The sequence below is a fragment of the Halostagnicola larsenii XH-48 genome, from assembly GCF_000517625.1.
Taxonomy (GTDB): Archaea; Halobacteriota; Halobacteria; order Halobacteriales; family Natrialbaceae; genus Halostagnicola; species Halostagnicola larsenii.
The window spans coordinates 1756100-1778500 of record NZ_CP007055.1 but is presented as its reverse complement, the minus strand read 5'-3'; the positions used below and the strand labels follow the sequence as shown (position 1 = coordinate 1778500).

Sequence of the window (22401 nt, the reverse complement as noted above, 5' to 3'; positions counted from 1 at the left end):
TCGGGTGAAACAAATCGGACACGAAAGACAGATAAAAGGGCGCCCATTCTAAACACACATATATGGACGTTCCGTACGATCTCACCTCGTACGTCAGGGTGTTAAAAATGGCAAAGACACCGTCGACGAACGAGTTCCTGCAGGTCTCGAAGATCGCTGGCGCTGGAATCATCTTCATCGGTCTCGTCGGGTTCATCATCGGCGCGATCATGGTGTTCCTGACCAGTGCAGGTGGCGCCTAATGCCGATCTACGCAGTTAAAACCACAGCGAGTCAAGAACGCACCGTCGCGGACATGATTATCAACCGCGAGGAGCCGGATATCCACGCCGCGCTCGCACCCGACTCGCTGACCTCCTACGTGATGGTCGAAGCTGACGGGAACGCGGTCCTCAACCGGGTCCTCGAGGATATCCCACACGCCAGAACCATTGTGCCGGGCGAGTCAGACATTTCGGAGGTCGAGCACTTCCTGTCACCGAAACCGGACGTCGAGGGGATCGCGGAAGGCGACATCGTCGAACTCATCGCCGGGCCGTTCAAGGGCGAGAAAGCGCAGGTCCAGCGTATCGACGAAGGCAAGGATCAGGTAACCGTCGAACTCTACGAGGCGACGGTTCCGATTCCGGTGACGGTACGGGGCGACCAGATTCGGGTACTCGACTCCGACGAGCGGTAGCGAGTCGGTTTACTCGGCGCTGTGCGCCGAGGTCGTTTTATACTAAATTTTGCAAGGAGCGGTCAGCGACACGAAGTGAGCTGACCCGACGACGTAAAATTTAGGAGCGCGACGGTTCCGATTCCGGTGACGGTACGGGGCGACCAGATTCGGGTACTCGACTCCGACGAGCGGTAGCGAGTCGGTTCACTCGGCGCTGTGCGCCGAGGTCGTTTTATACTATTTTGAGGAGAGGGGGTAATCGAACGTATCGCGGATCTGGCGTCGATCGTCTTCGCGTTCTCGGTCTGTGGACACGGACGGCGATGCTGTCGGGTGCGAGACTACCGTTTTAGCTCGGTGGCGATCTGTTCCATGTTCGCGACTGATCCGATCTCCTCGAGGAGGTCCTCGCGCTCGCGGACGTCCTCGGAGCTCGCGCTGTAGGCTCTGACGTACTCGGCGCGGCTGTGTTCGGTAAAGACGTGCCGGATCGAGAGGTAGCCGTCTGGAACGATCGTTCCACAGACTTTGCACTCGCGGCGCTCGTGTTCGGTCGCCTGATGGATGATCGCTGGCTCGACGTCGTCGAAGGTCTCGCCGCACCCATCGATTCCACAGTCCCAGGGCATTGGTCACTGTGAGACAACGACACCTAAAGATCTTTTCGACCGTTCGGCTTTACAACACGTACTCGAGACTGACGAATCAGAATTCATAACTTCCATGTCGCGAAACTGGCTGACGTGACTGCCGGAGCCGAGTTTCGAGTCGATTGCCACGTCAAGGTGCTCAACAGAGATGTCGTTGCGAACGCCAGGGCGGCGGGCCTCGACGCCATCATCTACGCGCCCCACTTCACGCGACTCCCGGAAATCCGTCGGCGGGCCGAGGTCTACTCGAGCGAGGACTTGCTCGTCATCCCCGCTCGAGAGGTGTTTACGGGGTCGTGGAAGAACCGGAAACACGTCCTCGCGTTGGGGTTGTCCGACCCCGTTCCCGACTTCATCTCGCTCGAGGCGGCGATGGCCGAGTTCGAGCGCCAGGACGCGACGGTGCTGATTCCACATCCCGAATTCTTGACTGTGAGTCTCGGCGAGGACGACATTCGAGCCTACGAGGGCACCATCGACGCGCTCGAAATTTACAACCCGAAACATCTCCCGCGGGATAATCGACGCGCGCGGGAGATCTCCGAATCGTACTCGATACCGCCGTTTACCTCGTCGTACGCACACGTTGCGAGTACGGTTGGAGCCGCCTACACCGCCTTCGACGGCGACTTCGAAACCGAATCGGACGTTCTCGCGGCGCTCGAGAACAGGGCTGGACGTCGCGTCGTCCACACCGACGGTCCACAGCGGTGGGCGACGACGGCCAAAGAACTCGCACATCTGGGCTATGAAAATACCTGGCAGAAGATCGATCGGCTCTTTCTCTCCGGTCAGGAGCCGACCCACGCCAATCACATCGCGTACGACGGCCGATTCGAAGACGACGCCGTCTACTGATCGGAACCCGCTCCGTCGAAATGGTCGGCGGCCCCCTCTCGAGAGCGGCTGATTCGATTTGTCTGCGTTACGACCAGCGTCCACGCTGGATGGTCCGTGCCAGCGCACCGATCGTTCCGAAACGAGAATCTGCTCGAGTAGCCCGACTCAGTGCAGGAAGTTTCGAAGTTCCTCGAGATCCCACGCGTTGATCACGTCTGCGGGTTCGGCCCAGCCGCGACGGGCGGTGTGGACGCCCCAGCGGACGTACTCGAGGGTCGCCGGCTGGTGTGCGTCGGTGTTGATCGCGATGATCGCCCCCTCCTCAAGGGCGGCCTGAACGGCGCTGCCCCAGAGGTCGAGCCGGCGCAGATTGCTGTTGACCTCGAGTGCGGTGTCGTGTTCGGCGGCCGCAGCGCCCAGCGCCGACGCGTCGATCGCGAGGCCTTCACGCTCGTTGAGCAGTCGCCCGCTCGGGTGTCCGATTACGTCGACCGCGGGGTTTTCGATCGCCCGGACGAGTCTGTCGGCGGCGGCCGCCGAATCCTGATCGAGCGCGCTGTGTGGGGAAGCGACGATGACGTCGAGCGCGTCGATCACCTCGTCGCCGAGGCCGATTTCGCCGTCGGCGTCGATGTTGGCCTCGATCCCCGCGAGCACCTCGATGTCCGCGGCGGCGTCGACCTCCCGAATCGCTTCGACCTGCTCGAGAATTTCCGTGTCCGAGAGACCCATCCCGCCGACGACGCCCGGTCCCTCGGCGTGGTCGGCGATAGCGTAGTAGTCGTACCCGCGTTCGGCGGCGGCCTCAACCATCTCCTCGATCGTGTTGTTGCCGTCGGACCACTCCGTGTGGGTGTGTAGATCGCCGCGGATGTCGCCTTGCGTGATGAGGTCCGGAAGTTCGCCGGCGGCCGCGGCGTCGATCTCCCCGCGGTCCTCGCGCAGTTCCGGTGGGATCCAGGGCAAGCCGAGTGCTTCGTACATCTCCGCTTCGGTCTCGCCCGCGACGCGCTCGCCGACGCGCTGGCCGGCGTCGGGATCGTCGACGTCACTTACGTCGAACGCGCCGTACTCGTTTAACTTCATGTCCCGCTCGATCGCGTAATTGCGCAGTCGGACGTTGTGGTCCTTGCTCCCCGTGAAATACTGCAGCGCCGAGCCGAACTCCTCGGGAACGACCACGCGCAGGTCGACTCGAACGTCGCCGACTCTGACGCTCGCCTTCTCCGGCCCGGATTCGATCTCGTCGTCGATCGATTCCCACTCGAGGAACGCCTCGATCGCGTCGGCTCCCGAGTCGGCGGCCGCGAGCGCGTCGACGTCGCCGATGGTCTCTCGCCACCGGCGGATCGAACCGGCGACCTCGGTTTCGGTGATCGCGTCGACGGACTCGAGGTACTCGAGCACGTCGTCGGCGAGCGGTCGGGCCTCGCCGAGCAACTGCCGTTGTCCGATCGTCCGCGCGAACTCGACGTTCTCGAGGATGTTCTGTTCGGTCTTCGGGCCGAACCCTTTGACCGCCTGAATCTCGCCCGCCTCGGCGGCGGCCTCGAGGTCGTCGAGATCCTGAATTTCGAGTTCACGGTATAGCGAGCCGACCGTCTTGGGGCCGACGCCTTCGACGCGGGTCAGCGCGGCCATGTCGACTGGCAGGTCCTCGCGCAGTTCCTCGAGTTCCTCGATCTCGCCGGTCTCGACGTACTCGACGATCTTCGAGGAGATGGCGTCTCCGACGCCGTCGATGTTTTCGACGGCCTCCTCGTTGCCCGCCTCGAGCTGGTCGGCGATCGGCGACGGATGAGCCAGAATGTTCTCGGCGGCGCGGCGGTACGCTCTCGGTTTGTACTCGACGTCGTCGGCCTCGAGGAGATCGGCGAACTCCTCGAACCGGGCGGCGAGTTCGGCGTTGGTCGTCATCGTGTGGTCCTCCGTTCGCCGCTCGTGATTTCGGGGTTCGGTCCGATCATCCTACCGGCCTCCACGCGATGCCGCAGTATCCTCGCGACCGAGCGCTTTCTGCAGGAACGACATCCAGCGTTTCGTATCCGCGGCCTGCTTTGCCTGTTGTTCGCGCTCGAGATCGGTCGAACCGAGGTTCTCGAGGGCGTTGAGCGCCCGGTCGATGCCGACGATGCTTCGGGCGAGTTCCTCCCCGGTCTCGCGGCTGATGTCGTCCTCCTCGATCCGTTCGACGCGCTCGAGGCGCTCGCGTCGCAGGTTCTTCTTGGCTCGCTCGACGCGCTCGCGTTCGCCGGCGGGTATCGTCTCCCGGCGCTTGATCTCGAAGACGAACGTCTGGAGGTCGATCGCCTCGCCCTGGACGGTGATCGTCTCCGGAATGTCCGCGCCGACGGTTGCTCCCTCGCGGCCGACGCGCTCGAGGAGCTGTTTTCGCTCGTACTCTTGCACACCTTTGCGTTGGGTCCTGAACGGCAAAAATGTACGTCACTGTCGCGGTGATACCGACCGCGAGTCGGCGATTGTGATCCAGGCCGGAACCCCAAATCCCTTAGCCGTGCCCCCCATACCCCCGGGCAATGGCCAAGTGCGACGTGTGTGGGCAACAAGAGAACATGCCGTACGAGTGTCGACACTGCGGCGGGACACACTGCGGCGAGCACCGCCTGCCGGAAAACCACGGCTGCTCGGGCCTGCACGACTGGAACGACCCGAAGGGAGTGTTCAACAGCGGCTTCGACGACAGCGTGAACTCGAGCGCGGAGGCCTCGACCACGGAGAAAATAGCGTCGAAGCTCCCGTTCGATACGGGCTCGAGCGGCGTGCTCGGGTACTTCCGCGGGAACATGACCTACACGCTGCTCGCGCTGATGTGGCTCACGATGGCAGCGCAGTTTCTCGCGTATAGCATCGGCGGGCGGGAACTCCACGAGACGCTCTTTACGCTCTCGACGGCGAACCCGACCTACGTCTGGACGTGGGTCACGTCGGTTTTCGCCCATTCGCCGTTTTTCATCATCGGAGCGCAGGGACCGGAAGGCAGCATCTTCCATATCGTCTTCAACAGCATCGTGATTTTCTTCTTTGGACCGTTGGTCGAGCGCTACATCGGCTCGAGGGACTTCGCGATTTTGTTCGTCGTCAGCGGCGTCCTCGCCGGAATCGGACAGGTCGGACTCGCGTCCCTCTTGGGTGAGCCCTCGAGCGTGCTCGGCGCGAGCGGTGCGGCGCTGGCGATCATCGGCGTCGTGACGATATTGAACCCCGACCTTCGCGTCTACCTCTTTTTCGTTCTCGCAATGCCGATCTGGGTGCTCGCGGCGGGGACGGTCGCCATCAGCATGCTGTTCATCGTACTCGGCTCCCCCGGCGCCGGGGGAATCGCCCACGGTGCGCACCTCGTCGGCCTGCTCATCGGGCTGGCATACGGCGAGTACTTGAAACGGACCAGGAACTTCCGGGTTCCCAGCCAAATACAGATGGGCGGGGGCGGCGGACCCGGTGGACCTGGCGGCCCCGGCCGCGGACGCGGCCCGTTCTAATCGCGTTCGGTAGATTCCCTCGAACCCCGACACTCATTTTCGCCCGACGAGTACGAGACATCGATGACAGAACTCTCGAGGCCGGACCTTCTCCCCGACGCCTCGCTTTCGACCGAGGAGATGGAGTCGCTCCAGCGAGAGATCGCCCGGAACGCGGTGTTCGAGGACGAGTTCGATATCGGCTCGATACCCGCAAACCAAACCGACGCTGGGAACGAATCCGGATTCGACCCGTCGAACCTCTCGAATCCACTCGCCGCAACCGCGAGCGACGACGATCCACCGATCGTCGCCGGCGTCGATCAGTCGTTTCTCCTCGAGGACGAACCCGAACGAGCGCTGAGCGCCGTCGTGGCAATGCGTGGCGGCGAGGTAATCGAACGAGTCTTCGCGGTCACGCCTCTCGAGATTCCGTACATCCCCGGCCTGCTGTCGTTCCGCGAGGGAGCGCCGATCCTGGACGCGCTCGAGGAGCTAACGGTCGACCCGGACCTCTTCCTGTTCGACGGCAGCGGCCGCATCCACTTCCGGCAGGCGGGCATCGCGACTCACATCGGGGTCATTGTTGACGCGCCGGCCGTCGGCGTCGCCAAGAGCCTCCTCTGTGGCGAGCCTGCCGGCGACCTCGAGGACCTGCCGGCCGGAACGCGCGTTCCCATCGAGGCCAACTCGAGGGTCGACGCCCCCGACGGCACTTTGCTCGGGTACGCGGTCCAGACCAAGCAGTACGAATCCTCGAGTCGGTACGTCAATCCACTGTACGTCAGTCCTGGCCATCGCGTCGGCCCCGAGACGGCCGCCGATGTCGTTCTGGAACTGAGTTCGGGCTATAAACTCCCGGAGCCAGTTCGGCTGGCGGATAGCTACGCGGACGAGGCGAAAACACTGGATAGATAACGTGTCTTCTTGCAGATTTTCAAGTAACCTCGATTCAGCGAGACACCGAGAGACAGGACTGCTGGCGCGACCGACAGTCGAGAAAAACCGTCGGTACTTAGGTTATGTCTCACGAACCCAACTGGTATGGCCATTGCTGAGGAAGCCGAGGGAACGGACGACGGGGAGCGGGACTCCCCTGGAGCAGGCGACGATCGCGAAACTGACACCGTAAGAGACGAATCGACGGCCTCGAGCGAGGACCGAGACCGTGCGACGACCGACAGCGCCGACGACCGCTACACCCGCAAGAAGTGCGTCCTCATCACCGGCTGTTCGTCGGGCATCGGGCGAGCGACCGCTCAGGCCTTCCTCGAGGAGGACTGGCAGGTCGTGGCCACGGCCCGAAACACCGATGACATCGCGGACCTCGCCGAGGCGGGGTGTACGACGCTCGAACTCGACGTGACCGAGCCCGACCAAGTTGCTCGAGTCGTCGAGGAGACCGTCGAGCTCGGCGGCGCGATCGACTGTCTCGTGAACAACGCGGGCTACGCCCAAATGGGGCCGCTCGAGGACGTCTCCACGCTCGACCTCCACCGCCAGTTCGACGTCAACGTCTACGGGCCCCACCGGCTCGCTCGCGCCGCGCTGCCGCACATGCGAGCGCAGGGCGAGGGACGAATAGTCAACGTCTCGAGCATTCTCGGCCGCCTCTCGTTCGCCGGTACCGGGCCGTACTCGGGCTCGAAGCACGCGCTCGAGGCGATGAGCGATTCGCTGCGGGCGGAAGTCGAGGAGTTCGGCATCGAGGTCGTCCTGATCGAACCCGGAACCGTCGAGACGGAGTTCGTCGAGCGGACCGACGACGAACTGCCGGAAACCCGGACGCCGGCTTACGAAACGCTGTACGAAATCTACGACGACGCACAGCTAATCGGCGGCGGCGGGCCGCTCGCGCTCAAGCCGAAGGCGGTCGCCGAGGCGATTCTCGAGGCGGGAACCGCTCGAGAGCCGCCAGCGCGATACCCCGTGGGTCCGATGGCACAGTACGGCTCGTACGCGCGATTCCTGCCGGACCGCCTCCGCGACGCGGCCTACGGGCTTCTTCGGAAATTCGTCTGATCGGCGGCCGAATTCGTTCGCGAAAACGGAGTTTTCGACTCGTTTCTCGCCCGGATCGCTCGGTATCAGCGAAGGCAAGCGGCGACGACCTCGAGCATTTCCTCACCGCGAACTTCGTCGGCGAACAGCGGGACCCGACGGACGTCGGTGCCGCGGAAGAGTTCCTGGGCCTCCGTCAGCGCCTTCTGCTGGACATCCCAGCGGCGCTGGCAGAACTCGCAGTCGTCGAGGTTCGGCTCGAGGAAGTCGCCCTCGACGTCGTCGGTGACGTTCGAAAGGGGCTCCATCACGCGGTTGACGACGAGCGTGCCGACCGGGATATCGAACTCCCGCAGTTGCTGTCGGAGGCGTTTAGACTCGAGGACGCTCATCTCCTCGGGGACCATCACGATTCGGAAATCGGTTCGCTGGGGATCGCTCAACGCGTCTCGGAGACGTTCGATCCGCTCGCGAAGCTCCTCGAGATCCTCCATTCCGGGCTCCTGACCGGCGTCATCTGCGCCGCCGAACATCCCTTTGACGCCCTCGAGCATCCCTCCGATTCGCTGGCGGAGTTTCATCACTTTGCCCATCATCGAGTCCATCAGCTCCGGCAATTGCAGGAGCTTGAGGGTGTGTCCCGTCGGGGCCGTATCCACCACAACGCGGTCGAATCGATCGTCGTCCATGTACTCGAGCAGAAGTTGGACGGCCGCCGCCTCGTCCGAACCGGGCATGTTGCCGCCGAGCATGGCGTCCATCGGGGACTCGCCGCCGAGCAGTTCGCCCATGCCGCCCATTGGCCCCTCAGCGCCGCCGAACGGATTGCCAGCGCTGTTCGACGAATCGGTTCCGAACCCGGCTTCGTCGCTGTCGTCGAAGCCGTCGGTCGCCTCCTGCCCGGCGCTTCCTGCAGGATCGTCGCTTCCCTGCGAGAAGATCGTGTCGGCGTTCTCGAGCGCCGCTTCGGGATCGATCTCGGCCGCGTACAGGGGAACCTCGTCGCGAATACGGGTCGGCTCCGCGGGAATATCCGTCTCGTAGGTGTCCGACAGTGAGTGTGCGGGATCCGTCGAGACGACGAGCGTTCGGACCCCGCGATGGGCGCTGTCCAGGGCCGTCGAGGCCGCCATCGTGGTCTTGCCGACGCCGCCTTTCCCGCCGTACAGGACGTACTCCGGCCCGTCGACGGGTTCGTCGCTCGGTTCGACGTCGACCGTCCGGCGCTGGTCGTCCGCCGCGACGGAGTCGGTCGGCGTCACCTCGATCGTGTGGTCGTCGCCGTCCTCGTTCGTCTCTTCGACCGGGTCGACGTCGAGTCCGCTCATACCTGCGGGTATCCCGTCCAGACACGAGTAACCGTCGGTCCGTCTCGAAAACGACGACGGCGGCTGCGGACGCTCGCGCAGTATTCGTGGCGAGATCCGTCGACTGAGGAATCCCCGGCCGGCGGCACGTCCACGATCCAGCGCGTTCACGAGGTCCCGTACGGAGCGATACTAGGTGTATTAACACCGGTAAACGGACTTGTTAGTCTAGGGGCCACCATTATATACGAGATCGTGGTCCGATGACGCGAACCGACCGCCAATGACGACTCCATCTAGCCTCCCGACGACCGATTCCGAACTCGTCCTCGAACCGGAACGTGAGACTCGAGCTGCAGGCCTGTTCCCGTACGACGCCCCCGAATTCGAACACATCCCCGAGACCGCACGGCTAATCCGCTTCACGAAGTCTGCTCGCGGTATTCTCCGCTCGAGTGACGGGCAGGCGGGCCGCGACGGGTCGACCGCCTGTCCGGACTGCGGCACCGAGACGATAAACGGAGCCGGGCTGTTCGCGTGTTCCCGGTGCGAGTGGTCCGGGTCGCTTCGATAGCGAGCCCTACTCGAAGTAGTCGACCAGCCGCTGGGCCGCGTCCTCGACCCGCGGCGTCACGAGCGCGAACCGGAGCCAGTCCTCTCGCGCACTGCCGAACGCGGTTCCCGGCATGCCGGCGACGCCCGCCTCGTCGATCAGCCGCTCGACGTTCTCGAGGGTTCCGGGGAAGTCGTCGAATCGAACCAGCACGTAGAACGACCCGCTCGGTCGCGTGTACGCCGCACCCGCTCGCTCGAGGGCATCGGTAAACGTCTCGACGCGCTCGCGGAGTCGGTCCCGATTGGCCTGGTAGTACTCCGGGTCAGTTTCTCGTAGCGCGTGCAAGACGGCGTACTGTGCGGGCCGACTGCCGGCGACGTTGACCAGCATGTGACGACTTCTCGCGCTCTCGACCAGTCGTTTGGGAAAGACTGCGTAGCCGACCCGAAAGCCCGTGATCGCCATCGACTTCGAGAACGCGTTCGTTACGATCCGATGGTCGGAGTCGACCGAGAGCGCGCTCGAGAAGGTCCCCGAGAGGTCGAAGTGGTCGTATACCTCGTCGCTCACGAGCAGCGCGTCGTTGGCTTCGGCGATCGAAACCAGTTCGCGGACCGTCTCCTCGGGGTAGACCGCGCCGGTGGGATTGTTCGGCGAGGTGACCACGATGGCGGCGGTATCAGCGCTCGCTACCGATCGAACGTCGGCCGGATCGAGCCGTCCCGCGTCGTCGGTTTCGACGTAGGTCTGGGTCCCCTCGAGCATGGTCGTCTTCCCGGGATAGTACGGGTAGACGGGATCGGTCAGGACGATTTCGGAACCCGCGTCGCGCTCTAGGGCGCGAGCCATCGCGAGGTAGTTCGCCTCGCCGGCCCCGTTAGTGACGACGACCTGCGAGACGTCCACGTTTCGGCGTGCAGCGATCTCCTCGCGCAACTCGAGGAGTCCGTCGCTGGGCGGGTACTGGAACCGGTCCGGATCCGCGTCGGCGTACTCACGGAGGCCGTCCCGGAGCGCCTCCGGCGGCTCCCAGTCCGGATTGCCGCTGACCATGTCGATCACGTCGCCATCGGCGCTCGCGGCGTACTGCATCACGCGAAAGAAAAGCGGCGTCTCGTAGTCCATGCGTTCGGGTGGGTGCCGACGGGCCGTGGATCTTTCGACACGACCGACGAGACTCGAGGGGCGGCCGAATCCGACGAGACCTACCCGTCCCGGGCTACCGGTCCATTGAAACTACCGGCTCGCTACCACTCGAGTATGAACGACGATATCGATCGCGACCTGCCGATGCGGGTCGGCGACGCGCTTCGAGACGCCGAGGAGACTCTCGCCGTGGCCGAGTCCTGTACCGGCGGGCTGATCGGCGCGACGATCACGTCGATTCCGGGTGCGAGCGATTACTTTGACGCCGGCTTGACGACCTACGCCTACGACGCCAAGCGACGCCACCTCGGGGTGAGCCGCGAGGCGCTCGACGAACACGGCGCGGTCTCCGAACCCGTCGCGCTCGAGATGGCCCAGGGTGTCAGAGATGTAACCGACGTGACGTGGGGGATATCGGTCACCGGCGTTGCGGGTCCCACCGGCGGAACCGAAGACGATCCTGTCGGAACCGTCTACATTGGGATTTCCTACGCCGGACCGTGGGGAACCGCCACCACCGAAGCGACCGTATCCCGCTACGAGTTCGACGGGGATCGGGCGGCGATCCGGGCGAAAACGGTCGAACAGGCGCTCGAGGATCTGTTGTCCGCGGTCGACCGAATTCACTGAAACTCCTGTATCGGGCCGATCGGCGGCGCGTCTCGACAGAAAGCTATTCCGTCCTTCGATTCCCAGCGTTCGGTAGATGAACAAGAAGGGACACGTTCTCAACGCAGTCCTGTTGAGCATCGGACTGGGCTACCTGCTCGAGCCGTCCGGGACCGAAGAGACGTTTGTGACGATTCTGATGATCGGCGTTCCCGTCACCCTCGGGGCGCTCTTTCCCGACGTCGACACCGAGTTCGGCAAGCACCGAAAGACGCTGCACAACCTGCCGATTCTGGTCGCGTTCGTGGGCTTCCCGTATTTCTTCGAAAACCTCGAGTACGTCTGGATCGGGATTCTCACCCACTACGTGCTCGACGTCGCGGGGAGCAAACGCGGCATCGCGCTCTTCTACCCGCTCTGGTCCGAGGAGTTCGGCCTTCCGGTCGGCGTCGCCGTCAAAAGCCGGATGGCCGATCTGGTGACCGTCGTCGTCACCGGCGTGGAACTGGTCGTCGCCGCGATCATCATCTACCGGATTCCGCAGGCCAGCCTCGAGCTGGGCGGTCAGGCGATCGGAACCGTGCTCGGGTAGCCCTCGGAACGAGGCCATCGTCGCCATCGCAGTCGTCGGAAACGACGATCGAGCGGAGTGGTTGTTCGCTTCGATCGAAGACCCATATCGAAACAGCTTGGTGACACGAATGAGGGGTTTGATTCAATGCATCTCTCGCGGGACACGATGTTCGGGAGGCAGGCGCTGCTCTGGTGGGCCGTGCTCTCGAATGCGCTTTCGGTCCTCGGCGTTTTGCTCTGGAACTGGAACGTCACGACGCTGGTGTCCGTCTACTGGCTCGAAATCGGGATCGGGCTGTTCTGGGCGACTTTCAGGGCTGGGTTCGCCGAGCGACCCGCCGACTATTCGCCGGAGATGTTCCTGTTCGGTGCGTTCCGGTATCGAAGGGGCGGCGTTTCGATCCCGCGAACGGATCTCGTGTGGTACGTTCACAATCTTCCGATAGTCGCCATTGCCGGGGTGGGCTTTGGCGGCATGTGGATTACTGTCGGTTTGCTGGCTGTCGGACAGATGCCTGAGTTTCAGGAAGTAATCCAACCCGGATCCGGGACTCTCTACTCCGTCCTTGCCGTCGGAATCAGTCTCTTCGTCGCTAGCGGCTGGAAGACGATGTCGACCTACGTGAGTGGCCGGCGGTACCGTGAGCTAAACGCACAGCAAGTCCTCCAAGATGCGCTCTGGCCGCTGTGGATTTTTGGGACTGTCATTGTAGTCGTCGCACCCACCGTCACTGGGGAAATAACGGCGCTCCTTTTTCTCGCCTCGCTACTCGTCGTGAAGTTCGCGTTCGACCTCGTCTGGACGTTCTACGGGACGATGCTCTCGTTCGAGGAGGAACTCGGCGGCTCGCTCGAGGTCACCGAGACCAGAACCGGTCTCGAGTGGGACCCGCGTCCGCTTGAGAGGTCGCGTCCGACCGATCCGATTCGACCGCACAGACTCGGCGTCCTCCTTGGCAGCGTGACCAACGGTGTCTCATCGCTGGCGGGTACGCTCGTGGGCCTGTTCGGCGGGTGGTTCTGCGTCCTTCTCGTGCTGGGCGCTGACCTCGTCGTTCTCGAGTGGCTCGCGGGCGCCCTCGCCTTGTTGGGCGGACTCGGCCTCTTCGATAACGTCCTCAGGTACTGGTGGACGAGTTATCAGGTCACCGAAACCGACGGTCTCGTTTGCTACGGCACGCGGTCTGCCGGGCCGCACTGGCGACTCAGGCCCGACCAAATAGTATCTCTCGAGCGGAACGTTTCCAGCGTCGATCGACTGCTGGGAACGGCGACGCTTCGCATCGACCTCGAGGACGATGAGCGAACGGTCCGACTGCCACACCTCAAGAAGAGCGACGCTCGAGCGGTGATGCGGACGATCGATGTCTCAGAAGAGACCGCGAAACGCGCCGTGACTGCGTCGTCTTGAGAACAGTTCCTATCGTCTCACTGCCGGTCCGCGTCGCGTCGATTCGGCGTCCACTCCTTACAGGGGTCCATATCCTTCATTCCGCCGTCGTGATAGCCGCAGTAGGGAACCATGCCCGAGTTGGTCCGAACGTACTCGAAGTGTTGGCAGTTTCCGCAGTACTGGTCCGCCGGTTCGACGGGGGTATCGGGTTGGACGGGAGCGTCGACGAATTCCGCATCCCGTCCGTCGCCGGTCTCGAGCGGCGACTCGATCGATTCTGGCTCCGAGCCACCGTCGCTGGTCGGGACCGCTCTCGACCCGGCGGGCGCGCCGTTCGTTCCAGTCCCGCCGGTCGAGCGCATTTTCGAGTCGCCATCGACGTTCGTCTGCGTCTCGACGTCGCCGTCGGGATCGGCCCCGAAGAGGCCGACGCCGCCGAGTGCGCCGCCGCTCGAGTTGTCCACCTCCACGACTTTCGTTTCGCCCTGTCGGGTTACGTTCATCTCGAGCATGCCGCCCGGATCGTTTCGCGTCTTGAAGTTGACGACGGCGGTAAACAGACACCACATCGTAATGAAAAGCCCGAGCAGGTACACCACCGAAACGTGGAGCGTGAGTTCCTTGCCGTGGAATCGCCAGTGTTCGGGATAGGCGTACGAGAACATCACAACCCCGAGCATGCAGAGACTCGTTCCAATCGCAGCGGCGGCCTTGACGCGACGTGAGGCGGGCAAGACGATGAAGACGCCGACGAATGCGGTCGGGACGCCGATGCCGGCCATAATCCCGGCGGCCCGGATCGGCCCTAGCGGGTGGGGGAAGTACGACGAGAAGAGTTCGGTCGTGGCGACGAAGACGGCGACGACTGCCAGAATCGCCCCGATAGCGACGAGCACCGCGCCCGTGTACAGCCGTCGGAGGCTCGACACCTCCCGTTCGTTTCCTCGATAGACCTCCGTCAGGCTGGTCATGGTACAGCGGTTGGTGCTCACACCACAAAAAATGATACGTCAGACAATTCTCGAAATTCTGGGGAAAACGACTGTCCCCATCCATCACTCTTCGGCGCTCGAGTCTCGACCGAGACGAAACCGCGACTGACTGAGACGAAACCGCGACCGACCGTGCTCGAGTGTGCTGTCGACGTGTCGTCGCTCGAGGCGCTGTTGAATACCGAGCGAAGCGAAAGCTTGAATCGACGCCCTTGCGAACGTCCGGTCATGAGCGACGACGAGGAGGAGCCAGACATGGAACTCGGCGAACGAATGGCGGTCGAGGGAGCGCCGCTCGCCCGCGTGAGTTCCCGACTCACGTGGCCCAAAGAAAAGAGCGAGGTCGACCGTCTCGAGGGAGACAGCGTCGTTCGGACGCCGGACGGCCCGCAGGAACTCTCCGAGATACTCGTCGACGTCGAGGAAACGTACTTCCAGCGCCACCAGGAGTTCGAAGCGCACGTCAGAGACGTGATCGGGACCGGCCCCGTTCCGACGGCGGGCGAGTGACTACTCGTGGCGACCGAAAACGCGGGCGGTGTCGACTGGGTGCGCGACCAGTTCAATCGCCTCTCGTGGGTCCAGAAGTCGCTTCTCGTCGGGGCGATACTCACTGTCGTGTGGACCAGAGTCGTTCCCTCGGGGATCGACGATCGGGTCGTCGTCGATAGCGTCCTGCTGATCGGCGGTCCACTCGCGCTCGGGTTGACCCACGGTCGGCGCATCGGCTGGACCGTAAACCGAACCGCGGTTCGAAACGCCGCCGCGCTCTCGCTGTTCGTGCTGCCCTTCTATCTCGTGGGATCGACGCTTCCGACGATCAGGACGTTTTACCCGATGTGGGAGACCTCAGCCGCACTCGGCGAGTTCATCCCGCACGCGATCAAGCTCTTTTTGCTCGCGCTCGCAGCGGAGACGTACTACCGCGGACTGCTCTGTGTCGGCGTCAGAGAGATCGGGTACAAGGCGATCTTCATCAGTCCGATCGTCTACATGATCCACCACTCCTCGAAGCCGCCGATCGAGTTCTTACTCTCCGGGCCGACGGACGTCCTCTTCGGGGCGGTCGATTACAACTCGGGTTCGATTCTCCCGTCAGTCATCGCCCACGGAGTCGGCCTCGTCTTTCTCGACTGGCTGGTGCTTCACGACCCGTTGTTCGACCCGACGGCGCTGCTCGAGGTGATCGAGTGGTTCCCGATTCCGCTCTGAGTGCTGGCGCGCCGGACCGGCGCCGTCCCGCTACTGGGGACGATTTTTCAAGCCGGACCACGAACCAACTTCTATGAGCCTCCCAATCGATCCGACCAGTATCGACCCCGAACACTACGGCGAACACCGGACAGTCCTCGAGATGGACCACGAGGAGGCCATCGAGCACGCGCGCGAGGTGTTCGAGGCGGAGGGGTTCGGCGTCCCGGCCGAGTTCTCGCCGTCGGACCTGCTCAACGAGAAAGTCGATGCCGATCGGGACCCGTACTACGTCCTCGGTGCCTGTAATCCGAAGATCGCTGATCGGGTCCTCGACGTAACCAAGAAGATGGGCGGGCTCTTCCCCTGCAACGTCGTCATCTGGGAGGAATCGCCGGGACGACAGGTCGTCTACCACATCTCGATCATGAAAATCGCGCGCCTGCTCGGTATCGCCCCCGATGATGAGAACTGGCAGGAAATAGTCGACGAAACGGGCGAGATGGTCGACGCCGCCTACTCGAACCTGTAGCCCGCACAGTTTCTTTGAACCGATTGTTCGATGACAGTCCGTCCGATCCTGGATGATACCTAGGACGCTCTCGACTCGTCCTCGTCCGCTGGCTCTGTCGACCCATCGTCAAACTCGTTCGATCCGTCGGCCGACTCGCCGTCGAGGTCGGCTTGCGCCTCGAGTTCTTCGACGTACCGCTCGCCGTCGTACTGGACGTAGCCCGTATAGAGCATGATGAGTCCGAACAGGATCAACGGGACGCCAAACAGCAAGAACAGCGCCGCGAGTGCGGTGAATAAGTCGGGCGGGAGGGCTCCCTGTGCGATCATACCCTCGTTCTGTGTCGGATCAGCTAAATGGGTTCCGTTCGTTGACCGCGCCAGGATGGAACCGCATCGAGACGGAGACCAGTGGGATCCGGACGCCTACGACGGTTCGCACTCGTTCGTCTCCGAGTACGGCGAAGACCTGCTCGAGTGGCTCGATCCCGAGCCGGACGAACGGGTACTCGACGTCGGCTGCGGAACGGGGCAGCTAACGGCCAAAATCGCCGCCCGAGGAGCCGAAGTCATCGGAATCGATCAATCGGAGGCGATGATCGATCGGGCGCGGTCGTCGCATTCGAACTGTTCGTTCATCCGTGCGGATGCGACCGAGTTCGATCCCGACGAGCCGTTCGACGCCGTCTTCTCGAACGCGGCGTTACACTGGATCAGCGAGCAAGACGCCGTCCTCGAGTCGATTCGAAACGCGCTTCGGTCGGGCGGTCGGTTCGTCGCCGAACTCGGGGGCGCTGACAACGTCCGGATGATCACCTATGCGCTCGAGACCGAACTGCGAGAACGAGGCTACGAAGCCGCGAAACCGTGGTACTTCCCGTCGATCGGCGAGTACGCGCCGCGACTCGAGGCCCACGGCTTCGAGGTGCGCTCGGCGAGGATGTTCGACCGACCGACGGAACTCGAGAACGGCGAGGAGGGCCTCTCGAACTGGCTCGAGCTGTTCGGCGAGGAGTTTTTCGAATCGGTTCCGGCCGACGAGCGGGATGCAATCGTCGCCGCGGTCGAAGACGAACTCAGGCCGACGCTGTTCCGGGACGGGTCTTGGATCGCGGACTACCGACGGCTCCGGTTCGCCGCGGTCGCGCTCGAGGCATAGAGCATAGCACTCGAGAAGAGGACAGCCTGCGTGCGCTGCGGGCGCTACGTTCCGCTCGAGAAGGCGTCGAGACTGGACTGCAACCCGGCGGCGAGTTCGGATTTCCTGCGGAGTCGCTGGTAGGAGACGGGCAGTTGCTGTGCGACGTGTGCGACCGCGTCGTGGAACGTTTCGGCCTCGCCGTACTCGCCGGCGATCGATTCGCGGCCGTCGGGGCCGTTCCCGTCGGCGCTGCCGGGTGGCCCGTCAAAGGCGTTCCTGACGCTCTCGCGGACCTGCCAGACGCCGACCGGGGCCCAGTAGTCGTCGCTGACCTCGCGCAACACGAGGCACTTGGCCTGCCTGCCGATCGACTCGAGGTGCTCGAGGACGCCGAGCCGGGCGGCGTAGTAGGCCCCCGCGGTCTCCTCGACGTAGCCGGTTCGACCCTCGTAGCCCTCGCTTGCGCTCGCCATCCAGACCGCGTCGTGGGGGTCGGGGTTCCAGATGCTGCCGGGGGCTTTCATCTCGACGAGTTCGAACTCCCACCGGCCGGGCGCGAGGACGATCCAGTAGCGATTGCCCATGTACTCGTTGGCCCAGACCTGCACCTCGTTGATGCTCGGGTTCGTTCGAATCCCCCCGCGGACGAACTTCCCAACGGTGTCGTCGACGGCGGTGATCGACCACCGCGTCGGCACGAGTCGTCGCTGTTTGGTCTCCCCGAGCGCGCCCGCCGAGAGGATCGAGTTGATCTCGTATACGTCGAACCCGCGACGGTAGAGGTAGGTCATCGCCCCCTGGGCCTGCCAGTCGTCGTCCTCCAAGGTCTTTTTCACCGCCCGCGGAACGTGGGGATTCTCCCGCAAATCGGCGTTTTTGGCGCTCGCTCGAGGACCGCGAGGCGTCGCCACGTCCGTTCCCGCGTCGAGGCCCAGATCGGGCGTATCGTCGAGCCCGATCTCGAGGTCGACCGGCCGATCAGAAATCGCGACCTCGCGCTGGACGCCGACGAAGCCGTCCCAGACGTCGTCGACCGACGGTGCGAGCCGGCTGGCGATGCTCGGCGAGTCGACGTTGGCGGACTTGCTCGAGTTCAATAGACCCGTCCGGCGCTGGAGGACGTCGTCGATGGCGTATCCCTGCTGGTACCACTTGCCGTCGGTGACGTACTCCTCGGCCCGGTCTTCGTCGCCGACGGGCGAGAGCAGGCCGATCGGAATGTCCGGATAGTTCGACCGGCCGACGAAGATAGAGGGGGCCGTCGAGCCGACCAGCGTATCGCCCGAGAGCGACTGCTCGAAGTTCCGCTCGAAGTCCTCGAGGTGGTCCGTGATCGCGTAGGATTTCTCCTTCGCGAGGCGTCGGCGCTCGGCCTCCTCGTCGGGCTCTAACTCCTCGATGTAGTCGTCGAGGCGCATTACCGGAGAGAGGAACCGATAGGGTTTGAATGTTGAGTTCGCGACCCGCTCGAGGATCGCCCGGTCGACGAGGTCACGACCATCGATCGAACTCTCCAGGAGCGGTACCATTTAACATGACGCTCGTATACCTATCTCGGTAGTGGCAGACGAGATCCTCTTCGTCGCCGTCGGCATCCTCGCGCTCGGGATCGGAGCGCAGGTTCTCGCCAAGCGGTTGCAAATCCCGAGCGTGTTGTTTCTGATCGTCATCGGCGTGCTCGTCGGCCCCGAGGGGTTCTCGTTCGTGACCCCACAGACGTTCGGAGACGGACTCTCGGCGATCGTCGGGCTGAGCGTCGCCATCATCATCTTCGACGGAGCGTTTCACCTCCGACGGGAGAAACTCGCGATGGCACCGCGGGCCATCTTCAGGTTGACGACGATCGGCGCCTTGCTCACCTTCCTCGGGACGGGGGTCGCGGTCAAATACTTTCTTGGCACCGCATGGGGCCTTGCGTTCCTGATCGGCGCGCTGCTGGTCGCGACCGGACCGACGGTGATTACCCCCATCCTCGAGGTGATAACGGTCAGAGAACACGTCACCTCCGCGCTCGAGGCCGAGGGAATCGTCAACGACGTGACCGCCGCGATCCTGGCTATCGTGATCTTCGAAACCGTCGTCATCGGGAACTCGCCCGAACTGGTCCCTCCGGCGTTCCTCCAGCGACTCGCGGCGGGGATCGGTATCGGTATCGTCGTCGCCGCGCTCGTCAGGTACCTGCTCGTTTCGGTCGACCAACCGGCCGAAAACGCCCCGCAGATAGCGCGGCTCGTGACCGTAACGGGCGCGCTCGTCTCCTTCGGACTCGCCGAGTCGGTGTTCTCGGAGACCGGCGTGGCCGCGGCCGCAACTGCTGGTATCGTCCTCGGAAACGTCGATATTCCACACCGGGAATCGATCCTCGAGTTCAATCGCGACCTCACGCTGATCGTCCTCTCGTTCGTGTTCATCTCGCTGGCCGCGCTGATCGACTTCGATTCCCTGTTCGGTCTCGGCACCGGGGGCATCGCCGTCGTCGTCGCGGTAACGCTGTTCATCCGCCCGATCCTGGTTGCGCTCTCGACGACCGATCGTCGATTCAGCCGCGAGGAACGACTGTTCCTCTCGTTCGTCGGCCCCCGCGGGATCATCCCCGCATCGGTCGCGACGCTGTTCGCGCTCGAACTCGAGGCGACAGGACAGTTCGAGGCGTCACAGACGCTGGCGGGGACGGTCTTTCTGGTGATCTTTATCACCGTCGTTATTCAGGCGGGCTTCGCTCGCCAGATCGCAGAGTACTTTCAGGTGATCCCAATGCGTACGATAATCGTCGGCGGCGGTCGAATCGGTCGAACCCTCGCCACGCGACTGGAGAAACGAGGCGAAAACGTCGTGCTGGTCGACCGGGATTCCGAGGTCGTTACCCGGTTGCGAGAGGACGGCTTCAACGCCACCGCAGGGAACGGAACGGACGATACCGCTTTGCGCGAGGCGGGTATCGACGACGCGAAGATCGCCGTCGCGACGACCGCGAACGACGACACGAACCTGCTGGTCTCACAGCTCGCACGGACGAAGTTCGACGTCGACACCGTCGTCGCCCGCGTGAACGCTCCCGAAAACGTCGACGCCTTCGAAACGCTCGGCGTGCGAGCGATCGACGTCTCGAGCGCGACGGCGTGGTCGATCGACAACGAGATCGAACGCCCCGCGCTGGCACACTGGATGACGGAACTCGGGGAGGGCCACGACGCACAGGAGATCACCGTGACGGCCACGGATCTTCCCGGTTCGACGATTGCCGACCTCGACGCCGAGATCCCCGACGGCTGTATCGTCGCCGTCCTCGCTCGAGACGGCGAGACGTACGTTCCCAGCGCGGACACCGTCCTCGAGGAGGGTGACCACGTGACGTTTATCGGCCGCGACGATGCCGTTCGGTCGGCTGTGCGGCGGTTCCACCCACACGACTGAGATTGGTTGGGTGACCGGCCTCGAGACGCTCAGTCAGCGCGAGCGACCGGCGACTATCGAAAGACAACCGTTAAAAGCGGCGGGAGGAAAGGTAGCGATATGAGTTCCACGGATAGACGAGAGACGCGTTCCTGTGTCTCTTGTGGGATCAACATCTCGGGAACGAACGCCGCAGCGTTCAAGTGCCCCGAATGTGGCAACCAGATATACCGCTGTGCAAAGTGCCGGAAACAGAGCAACCTCTATGAGTGTGACGACTGCGGGTTCACCGGTCCATAAGGTACGACAATGGGAAAAGTAGCCGCCAAAATCAAGGTTATGCCGAACAGCCCGGAGATCGATCTCGACGCGCTTCAAGAGCGCCTCGAGAGTGCGCTTCCAGAAGGTGCCAAAATCAACGGCACCGAGCGCGAGGAAGTCGCGTTCGGTCTCGTCGCCCTGTACGCGACGGTCATCGTCCCGGACGGCGCGGGCGGAACCGAAACCGTCGAGGAGAACTTCAGCGACGTCGAAGGCGTCGAGAGCGTCGGCGTCGAGAACGTGGGCCGTATCTAACACCGGATCGTTTTCGAGCAGTTACTTCGTTCCGAAGAGTGGCGAGCCTCGGTTCTCGAATCGCTCAGGTGCTCGAGTAGGTCAGTTCAGCTAGACGGAGCGGGTCGTTTATCAAACCGGCGGCGACGAACGGGGTCAGTTGTCCGGGCCTCTCGCGCCGAGGTCGGCCTCGGAGACCATCTGCGCGCCGGTCGGCGAGAGGTCGACCGTGACGTCTTCGGAGACGGCTTTGCTGATCTCGTCGAGATTTCCGGCGAGGACCGTGAGAACGTCCTGCGGGTCGATGTAGATCAACATGTTCCCGTCCTGACCTTCCGTCACGAGCTGCAGGTCGTTCAACGCGACCTGATTGTTCTGGATGGACGCGGCGACGACGGGGAGCGCGGTCGGTTTCCCCTGTTCGTCCTCTCGAACTTTCCGGATGTGGACCGCGTCGAGGTCGATGACGTGCTTGTACTCTTTGATCTGCTCTGCGCAGTTGACCATATCGTTGATGACGTCGGTTCGCTTGTCGTTGCCGTGGTCGCCATCGAGACAGTGCTGGCAGACGCGGAGTTCGATTTGCATAGCTCACCGTAGCGCTTCCGGACCGATGAGATTTCCGTTTCACCGGCCGGTACTCGAGTTCGCCGACGCGAGCGAACGAGTTCCAGGTCCCGCCCGCCGGACCCCTCGAGGTAAGACGTGCGTTTTATAACCGTCACCGCTCAAAAGGCTCGTACGACTATGCCGAAATCTAATGGGCCACGCCAAGGGACTCGGAGAAAACTCGCAAACAACCCTCGAGACCGCGGAACGTCGCCGCCACAGCGGGCGATTCAGGACTACGACGACGGACAGAAAGTCCATCTGAAGATCGACCCGAGCGTTCCTGACGGTCGATTCCATCCGCGCTTCGACGGCCAGACCGGAAACGTCGTCGGGAAACAGGGAAGCGCGTTCAAAGTACAGATCAACGACGGCGGCAAGGACAAGATCGTACTCGTCTCGGCCGCTCACATGAGCGCGCAGGAATGACGATCTTCAAAGAGATCGTCGACGAGGAGTTCCTGACGGTCTCGGAAGTGAAGGAACACCTCGCCGATATCGAAACCGAACGCTCGCTCGACGAGGACCGAGAGCTCCGCTACGAGCTCGCGCGGTCGATCGAGCACGTCAACCGGTTTACCGTCCTCGAGCCGGAAGACGCTCGAGCGCTCGTCGAGGACTTACAGGATCACGAGAAGGTCGACGAGGAAACCGCGTACAAGATTACGAACCTCCTGCCGCAGGACCGAGACGAGCTTCGATCAGTCTACGCACAGCAACGGTACTCGTTGTCGGGAGACGAACTCGACGACATCCTCAACATCGTCGCCCAGTACGCCTGACCTCGAAACT

Annotated in this window: 28 protein-coding genes; 19 read left to right on the top strand and 9 right to left on the bottom strand. The window is 63.2% G+C overall.

Annotated elements, in window-relative coordinates; all coding sequences use genetic code 11:
• Positions 1-62: 62 nt before the first annotated feature.
• Entirely contained in the window at positions 63-242 is a 180-nt protein-coding gene (locus HALLA_RS09000) for a protein translocase SEC61 complex subunit gamma (RefSeq protein ID WP_049953038.1), read from the top strand.
• A complete protein-coding gene (locus HALLA_RS08995; protein WP_049953037.1) occupies positions 242-679 on the top strand; it encodes a transcription elongation factor Spt5 in 438 nt (145 codons plus the stop codon). The genes HALLA_RS09000 and HALLA_RS08995 overlap by 1 nt, the downstream gene beginning before the upstream one ends.
• Before the next feature lie 323 nt (positions 680-1002).
• Here the strand turns inward: HALLA_RS08995 and HALLA_RS08990 are convergent, their stop codons facing one another.
• Positions 1003-1290: a DUF7565 family protein gene (locus HALLA_RS08990; RefSeq protein ID WP_049953036.1), complete on the bottom strand. Its 288-nt coding sequence runs from the start codon at positions 1288-1290 to the stop codon at positions 1003-1005.
• A gap of 105 nt (positions 1291-1395) precedes the next feature.
• On the opposite strand from HALLA_RS08990, the gene HALLA_RS08985 reads away from it, so the two are divergent.
• Entirely contained in the window at positions 1396-2169 is a 774-nt protein-coding gene (locus HALLA_RS08985; RefSeq protein WP_174887907.1) for a PHP domain-containing protein, read from the top strand.
• A 147-nt stretch (positions 2170-2316) separates the two neighbouring features.
• Here the strand turns inward: HALLA_RS08985 and polX are convergent, their stop codons facing one another.
• Together polX and HALLA_RS08975 are read right to left on the bottom strand one after the other, a co-directional pair.
• Positions 2317-4068, bottom strand: coding sequence for a DNA polymerase/3'-5' exonuclease PolX (gene polX / locus HALLA_RS08980; RefSeq protein WP_049953034.1), 1752 nt, complete (start codon positions 4066-4068; stop codon positions 2317-2319).
• Between the two features lie 51 nt (positions 4069-4119).
• Positions 4120-4560: a DUF5788 family protein gene (locus HALLA_RS08975; RefSeq protein WP_049953033.1), complete on the bottom strand. Its 441-nt coding sequence runs from the start codon at positions 4558-4560 to the stop codon at positions 4120-4122.
• A gap of 128 nt (positions 4561-4688) precedes the next feature.
• Between HALLA_RS08975 and HALLA_RS08970 the strand changes: the two genes are divergently transcribed.
• The 3 genes from HALLA_RS08970 (at position 4689) to HALLA_RS08960 (ending at position 7652) form a co-directional block, all read left to right on the top strand.
• A complete protein-coding gene (locus tag HALLA_RS08970) occupies positions 4689-5651 on the top strand; it encodes a rhomboid family intramembrane serine protease (RefSeq protein WP_084568974.1) in 963 nt (320 codons plus the stop codon).
• Positions 5652-5714: 63 nt separating this feature from the next.
• On the top strand, positions 5715-6548 hold the full coding sequence (locus HALLA_RS08965; RefSeq protein ID WP_049953031.1) for an endonuclease V: 834 nt from the start codon (positions 5715-5717) through the stop codon (positions 6546-6548).
• Between the two features lie 126 nt (positions 6549-6674).
• Complete coding sequence (locus tag HALLA_RS08960; protein WP_049953030.1) at positions 6675-7652, top strand: SDR family oxidoreductase; 978 nt, start codon at positions 6675-6677, stop codon at positions 7650-7652.
• Between the two features lie 65 nt (positions 7653-7717).
• Here the strand turns inward: HALLA_RS08960 and HALLA_RS08955 are convergent, their stop codons facing one another.
• A complete protein-coding gene (locus HALLA_RS08955) occupies positions 7718-8959 on the bottom strand; it encodes an ArsA family ATPase (protein WP_049953029.1) in 1242 nt (413 codons plus the stop codon).
• A gap of 262 nt (positions 8960-9221) precedes the next feature.
• Here HALLA_RS08955 and HALLA_RS08950 point away from each other — a divergent pair, with 262 nt between their 5' ends.
• Positions 9222-9512: a hypothetical protein gene (locus HALLA_RS08950; RefSeq protein WP_049953028.1), complete on the top strand. Its 291-nt coding sequence runs from the start codon at positions 9222-9224 to the stop codon at positions 9510-9512.
• 6 nt (positions 9513-9518) lie between these two features.
• Here HALLA_RS08950 and HALLA_RS08945 read toward each other — a convergent pair whose 3' ends face one another.
• Complete coding sequence (locus HALLA_RS08945; RefSeq protein ID WP_049953027.1) at positions 9519-10619, bottom strand: pyridoxal phosphate-dependent aminotransferase; 1101 nt, start codon at positions 10617-10619, stop codon at positions 9519-9521.
• A 135-nt stretch (positions 10620-10754) separates the two neighbouring features.
• Here HALLA_RS08945 and HALLA_RS08940 point away from each other — a divergent pair, with 135 nt between their 5' ends.
• The 3 genes from HALLA_RS08940 (at position 10755) to HALLA_RS08930 (ending at position 13233) form a co-directional block, all read left to right on the top strand.
• Positions 10755-11270, top strand: coding sequence for a CinA family protein (locus HALLA_RS08940; protein ID WP_049953026.1), 516 nt, complete (start codon positions 10755-10757; stop codon positions 11268-11270).
• A 76-nt stretch (positions 11271-11346) separates the two neighbouring features.
• A complete protein-coding gene (locus tag HALLA_RS08935) occupies positions 11347-11841 on the top strand; it encodes a metal-dependent hydrolase (protein ID WP_049953025.1) in 495 nt (164 codons plus the stop codon).
• Between the two features lie 126 nt (positions 11842-11967).
• Entirely contained in the window at positions 11968-13233 is a 1266-nt protein-coding gene (locus tag HALLA_RS08930; protein ID WP_049953024.1) for a DUF6498-containing protein, read from the top strand.
• Between the two features lie 17 nt (positions 13234-13250).
• Here the strand turns inward: HALLA_RS08930 and HALLA_RS08925 are convergent, their stop codons facing one another.
• Complete coding sequence (locus tag HALLA_RS08925) at positions 13251-14186, bottom strand: DUF7139 domain-containing protein (protein ID WP_049953023.1); 936 nt, start codon at positions 14184-14186, stop codon at positions 13251-13253.
• Between the two features lie 249 nt (positions 14187-14435).
• Here HALLA_RS08925 and HALLA_RS08920 point away from each other — a divergent pair, with 249 nt between their 5' ends.
• From HALLA_RS08920 to HALLA_RS08910, 3 genes are all read left to right on the top strand, one after another.
• On the top strand, positions 14436-14717 hold the full coding sequence (locus HALLA_RS08920; RefSeq protein ID WP_049954057.1) for a DUF5789 family protein: 282 nt from the start codon (positions 14436-14438) through the stop codon (positions 14715-14717).
• Positions 14718-14723: 6 nt separating this feature from the next.
• Positions 14724-15419, top strand: a complete 696-nt coding sequence (locus HALLA_RS08915) for a CPBP family intramembrane glutamic endopeptidase (protein ID WP_049953022.1) — start codon at positions 14724-14726, stop codon at positions 15417-15419.
• A 73-nt stretch (positions 15420-15492) separates the two neighbouring features.
• Positions 15493-15930 carry a DUF302 domain-containing protein gene (locus tag HALLA_RS08910; protein ID WP_049953021.1) on the top strand — a complete coding sequence of 146 codons (438 nt, stop codon included), beginning with the start codon at positions 15493-15495 and terminating at the stop codon, positions 15928-15930.
• 59 nt (positions 15931-15989) lie between these two features.
• Here HALLA_RS08910 and HALLA_RS08905 read toward each other — a convergent pair whose 3' ends face one another.
• On the bottom strand, positions 15990-16241 hold the full coding sequence (locus tag HALLA_RS08905) for a hypothetical protein (protein WP_084568973.1): 252 nt from the start codon (positions 16239-16241) through the stop codon (positions 15990-15992).
• Between the two features lie 55 nt (positions 16242-16296).
• Between HALLA_RS08905 and HALLA_RS08900 the strand changes: the two genes are divergently transcribed.
• Positions 16297-17070 carry a class I SAM-dependent methyltransferase gene (locus HALLA_RS08900; RefSeq protein WP_049953020.1) on the top strand — a complete coding sequence of 258 codons (774 nt, stop codon included), beginning with the start codon at positions 16297-16299 and terminating at the stop codon, positions 17068-17070.
• A 44-nt stretch (positions 17071-17114) separates the two neighbouring features.
• On the opposite strand, the gene HALLA_RS08895 is transcribed toward HALLA_RS08900, so the two are convergent.
• Positions 17115-18470: an Nre family DNA repair protein gene (locus HALLA_RS08895; protein WP_049954056.1), complete on the bottom strand. Its 1356-nt coding sequence runs from the start codon at positions 18468-18470 to the stop codon at positions 17115-17117.
• Positions 18471-18612: 142 nt separating this feature from the next.
• On the opposite strand from HALLA_RS08895, the gene HALLA_RS08890 reads away from it, so the two are divergent.
• The 3 genes from HALLA_RS08890 (at position 18613) to HALLA_RS08885 (ending at position 21021) form a co-directional block, all read left to right on the top strand.
• Positions 18613-20466 carry a cation:proton antiporter domain-containing protein gene (locus tag HALLA_RS08890; protein ID WP_049953019.1) on the top strand — a complete coding sequence of 618 codons (1854 nt, stop codon included), beginning with the start codon at positions 18613-18615 and terminating at the stop codon, positions 20464-20466.
• Positions 20467-20565: 99 nt separating this feature from the next.
• Entirely contained in the window at positions 20566-20745 is a 180-nt protein-coding gene (locus HALLA_RS20005; RefSeq protein ID WP_082146759.1) for an HVO_2753 family zinc finger protein, read from the top strand.
• Positions 20746-20754: 9 nt separating this feature from the next.
• Entirely contained in the window at positions 20755-21021 is a 267-nt protein-coding gene (locus tag HALLA_RS08885) for an elongation factor 1-beta (RefSeq protein WP_049953018.1), read from the top strand.
• 135 nt (positions 21022-21156) lie between these two features.
• Here HALLA_RS08885 and HALLA_RS08880 read toward each other — a convergent pair whose 3' ends face one another.
• Positions 21157-21588, bottom strand: a complete 432-nt coding sequence (locus HALLA_RS08880; RefSeq protein ID WP_049953017.1) for a hypothetical protein — start codon at positions 21586-21588, stop codon at positions 21157-21159.
• Between the two features lie 159 nt (positions 21589-21747).
• On the opposite strand from HALLA_RS08880, the gene HALLA_RS08875 reads away from it, so the two are divergent.
• Both HALLA_RS08875 and HALLA_RS08870 read left to right on the top strand, forming a co-directional pair.
• Complete coding sequence (locus HALLA_RS08875) at positions 21748-22038, top strand: 50S ribosomal protein L21e (protein ID WP_049953016.1); 291 nt, start codon at positions 21748-21750, stop codon at positions 22036-22038.
• Positions 22035-22391 carry an RNA polymerase Rpb4 family protein gene (locus HALLA_RS08870; RefSeq protein ID WP_049953015.1) on the top strand — a complete coding sequence of 119 codons (357 nt, stop codon included), beginning with the start codon at positions 22035-22037 and terminating at the stop codon, positions 22389-22391. Before HALLA_RS08875 ends, HALLA_RS08870 begins: the two co-directional genes overlap by 4 nt.
• Positions 22392-22401 lie beyond the last annotated feature (10 nt).

Bases quoted from the DNA above. Each gene is read 5' to 3' on its own strand.
- HALLA_RS09000 (WP_049953038.1), top strand. From the start codon at position 63: ATGGACGTTCCGTACGATCTCACCTCGTACGTCAGGGTGTTAAAAATG.
- HALLA_RS08995 (WP_049953037.1), top strand. From the start codon at position 242: ATGCCGATCTACGCAGTTAAAACCACAGCGAGTCAAGAACGCACCGTC.
- HALLA_RS08990 (WP_049953036.1), bottom strand. From the start codon at position 1,290: ATGCCCTGGGACTGTGGAATCGATGGGTGCGGCGAGACCTTCGACGAC.
- polX (WP_049953034.1), bottom strand. From the start codon at position 4,068: ATGACGACCAACGCCGAACTCGCCGCCCGGTTCGAGGAGTTCGCCGAT.
- HALLA_RS08970 (WP_084568974.1), top strand. From the start codon at position 4,689: ATGGCCAAGTGCGACGTGTGTGGGCAACAAGAGAACATGCCGTACGAG.
- HALLA_RS08965 (WP_049953031.1), top strand. From the start codon at position 5,715: ATGACAGAACTCTCGAGGCCGGACCTTCTCCCCGACGCCTCGCTTTCG.
- HALLA_RS08960 (WP_049953030.1), top strand. From the start codon at position 6,675: ATGGCCATTGCTGAGGAAGCCGAGGGAACGGACGACGGGGAGCGGGAC.
- HALLA_RS08955 (WP_049953029.1), bottom strand. From the start codon at position 8,959: ATGAGCGGACTCGACGTCGACCCGGTCGAAGAGACGAACGAGGACGGC.
- HALLA_RS08950 (WP_049953028.1), top strand. From the start codon at position 9,222: ATGACGACTCCATCTAGCCTCCCGACGACCGATTCCGAACTCGTCCTC.
- HALLA_RS08945 (WP_049953027.1), bottom strand. From the start codon at position 10,619: ATGGACTACGAGACGCCGCTTTTCTTTCGCGTGATGCAGTACGCCGCG.
- HALLA_RS08940 (WP_049953026.1), top strand. From the start codon at position 10,755: ATGAACGACGATATCGATCGCGACCTGCCGATGCGGGTCGGCGACGCG.
- HALLA_RS08935 (WP_049953025.1), top strand. From the start codon at position 11,347: ATGAACAAGAAGGGACACGTTCTCAACGCAGTCCTGTTGAGCATCGGA.
- HALLA_RS08930 (WP_049953024.1), top strand. From the start codon at position 11,968: ATGCATCTCTCGCGGGACACGATGTTCGGGAGGCAGGCGCTGCTCTGG.
- HALLA_RS08925 (WP_049953023.1), bottom strand. From the start codon at position 14,186: ATGACCAGCCTGACGGAGGTCTATCGAGGAAACGAACGGGAGGTGTCG.
- HALLA_RS08920 (WP_049954057.1), top strand. From the start codon at position 14,436: ATGAGCGACGACGAGGAGGAGCCAGACATGGAACTCGGCGAACGAATG.
- HALLA_RS08910 (WP_049953021.1), top strand. From the start codon at position 15,493: ATGAGCCTCCCAATCGATCCGACCAGTATCGACCCCGAACACTACGGC.
- HALLA_RS08905 (WP_084568973.1), bottom strand. From the start codon at position 16,241: ATGATCGCACAGGGAGCCCTCCCGCCCGACTTATTCACCGCACTCGCG.
- HALLA_RS08900 (WP_049953020.1), top strand. From the start codon at position 16,297: ATGGAACCGCATCGAGACGGAGACCAGTGGGATCCGGACGCCTACGAC.
- HALLA_RS08895 (WP_049954056.1), bottom strand. From the start codon at position 18,470: ATGCGCCTCGACGACTACATCGAGGAGTTAGAGCCCGACGAGGAGGCC.
- HALLA_RS20005 (WP_082146759.1), top strand. From the start codon at position 20,566: ATGAGTTCCACGGATAGACGAGAGACGCGTTCCTGTGTCTCTTGTGGG.
- HALLA_RS08885 (WP_049953018.1), top strand. From the start codon at position 20,755: ATGGGAAAAGTAGCCGCCAAAATCAAGGTTATGCCGAACAGCCCGGAG.
- HALLA_RS08880 (WP_049953017.1), bottom strand. From the start codon at position 21,588: ATGCAAATCGAACTCCGCGTCTGCCAGCACTGTCTCGATGGCGACCAC.
- HALLA_RS08875 (WP_049953016.1), top strand. From the start codon at position 21,748: ATGCCGAAATCTAATGGGCCACGCCAAGGGACTCGGAGAAAACTCGCA.
- HALLA_RS08870 (WP_049953015.1), top strand. From the start codon at position 22,035: ATGACGATCTTCAAAGAGATCGTCGACGAGGAGTTCCTGACGGTCTCG.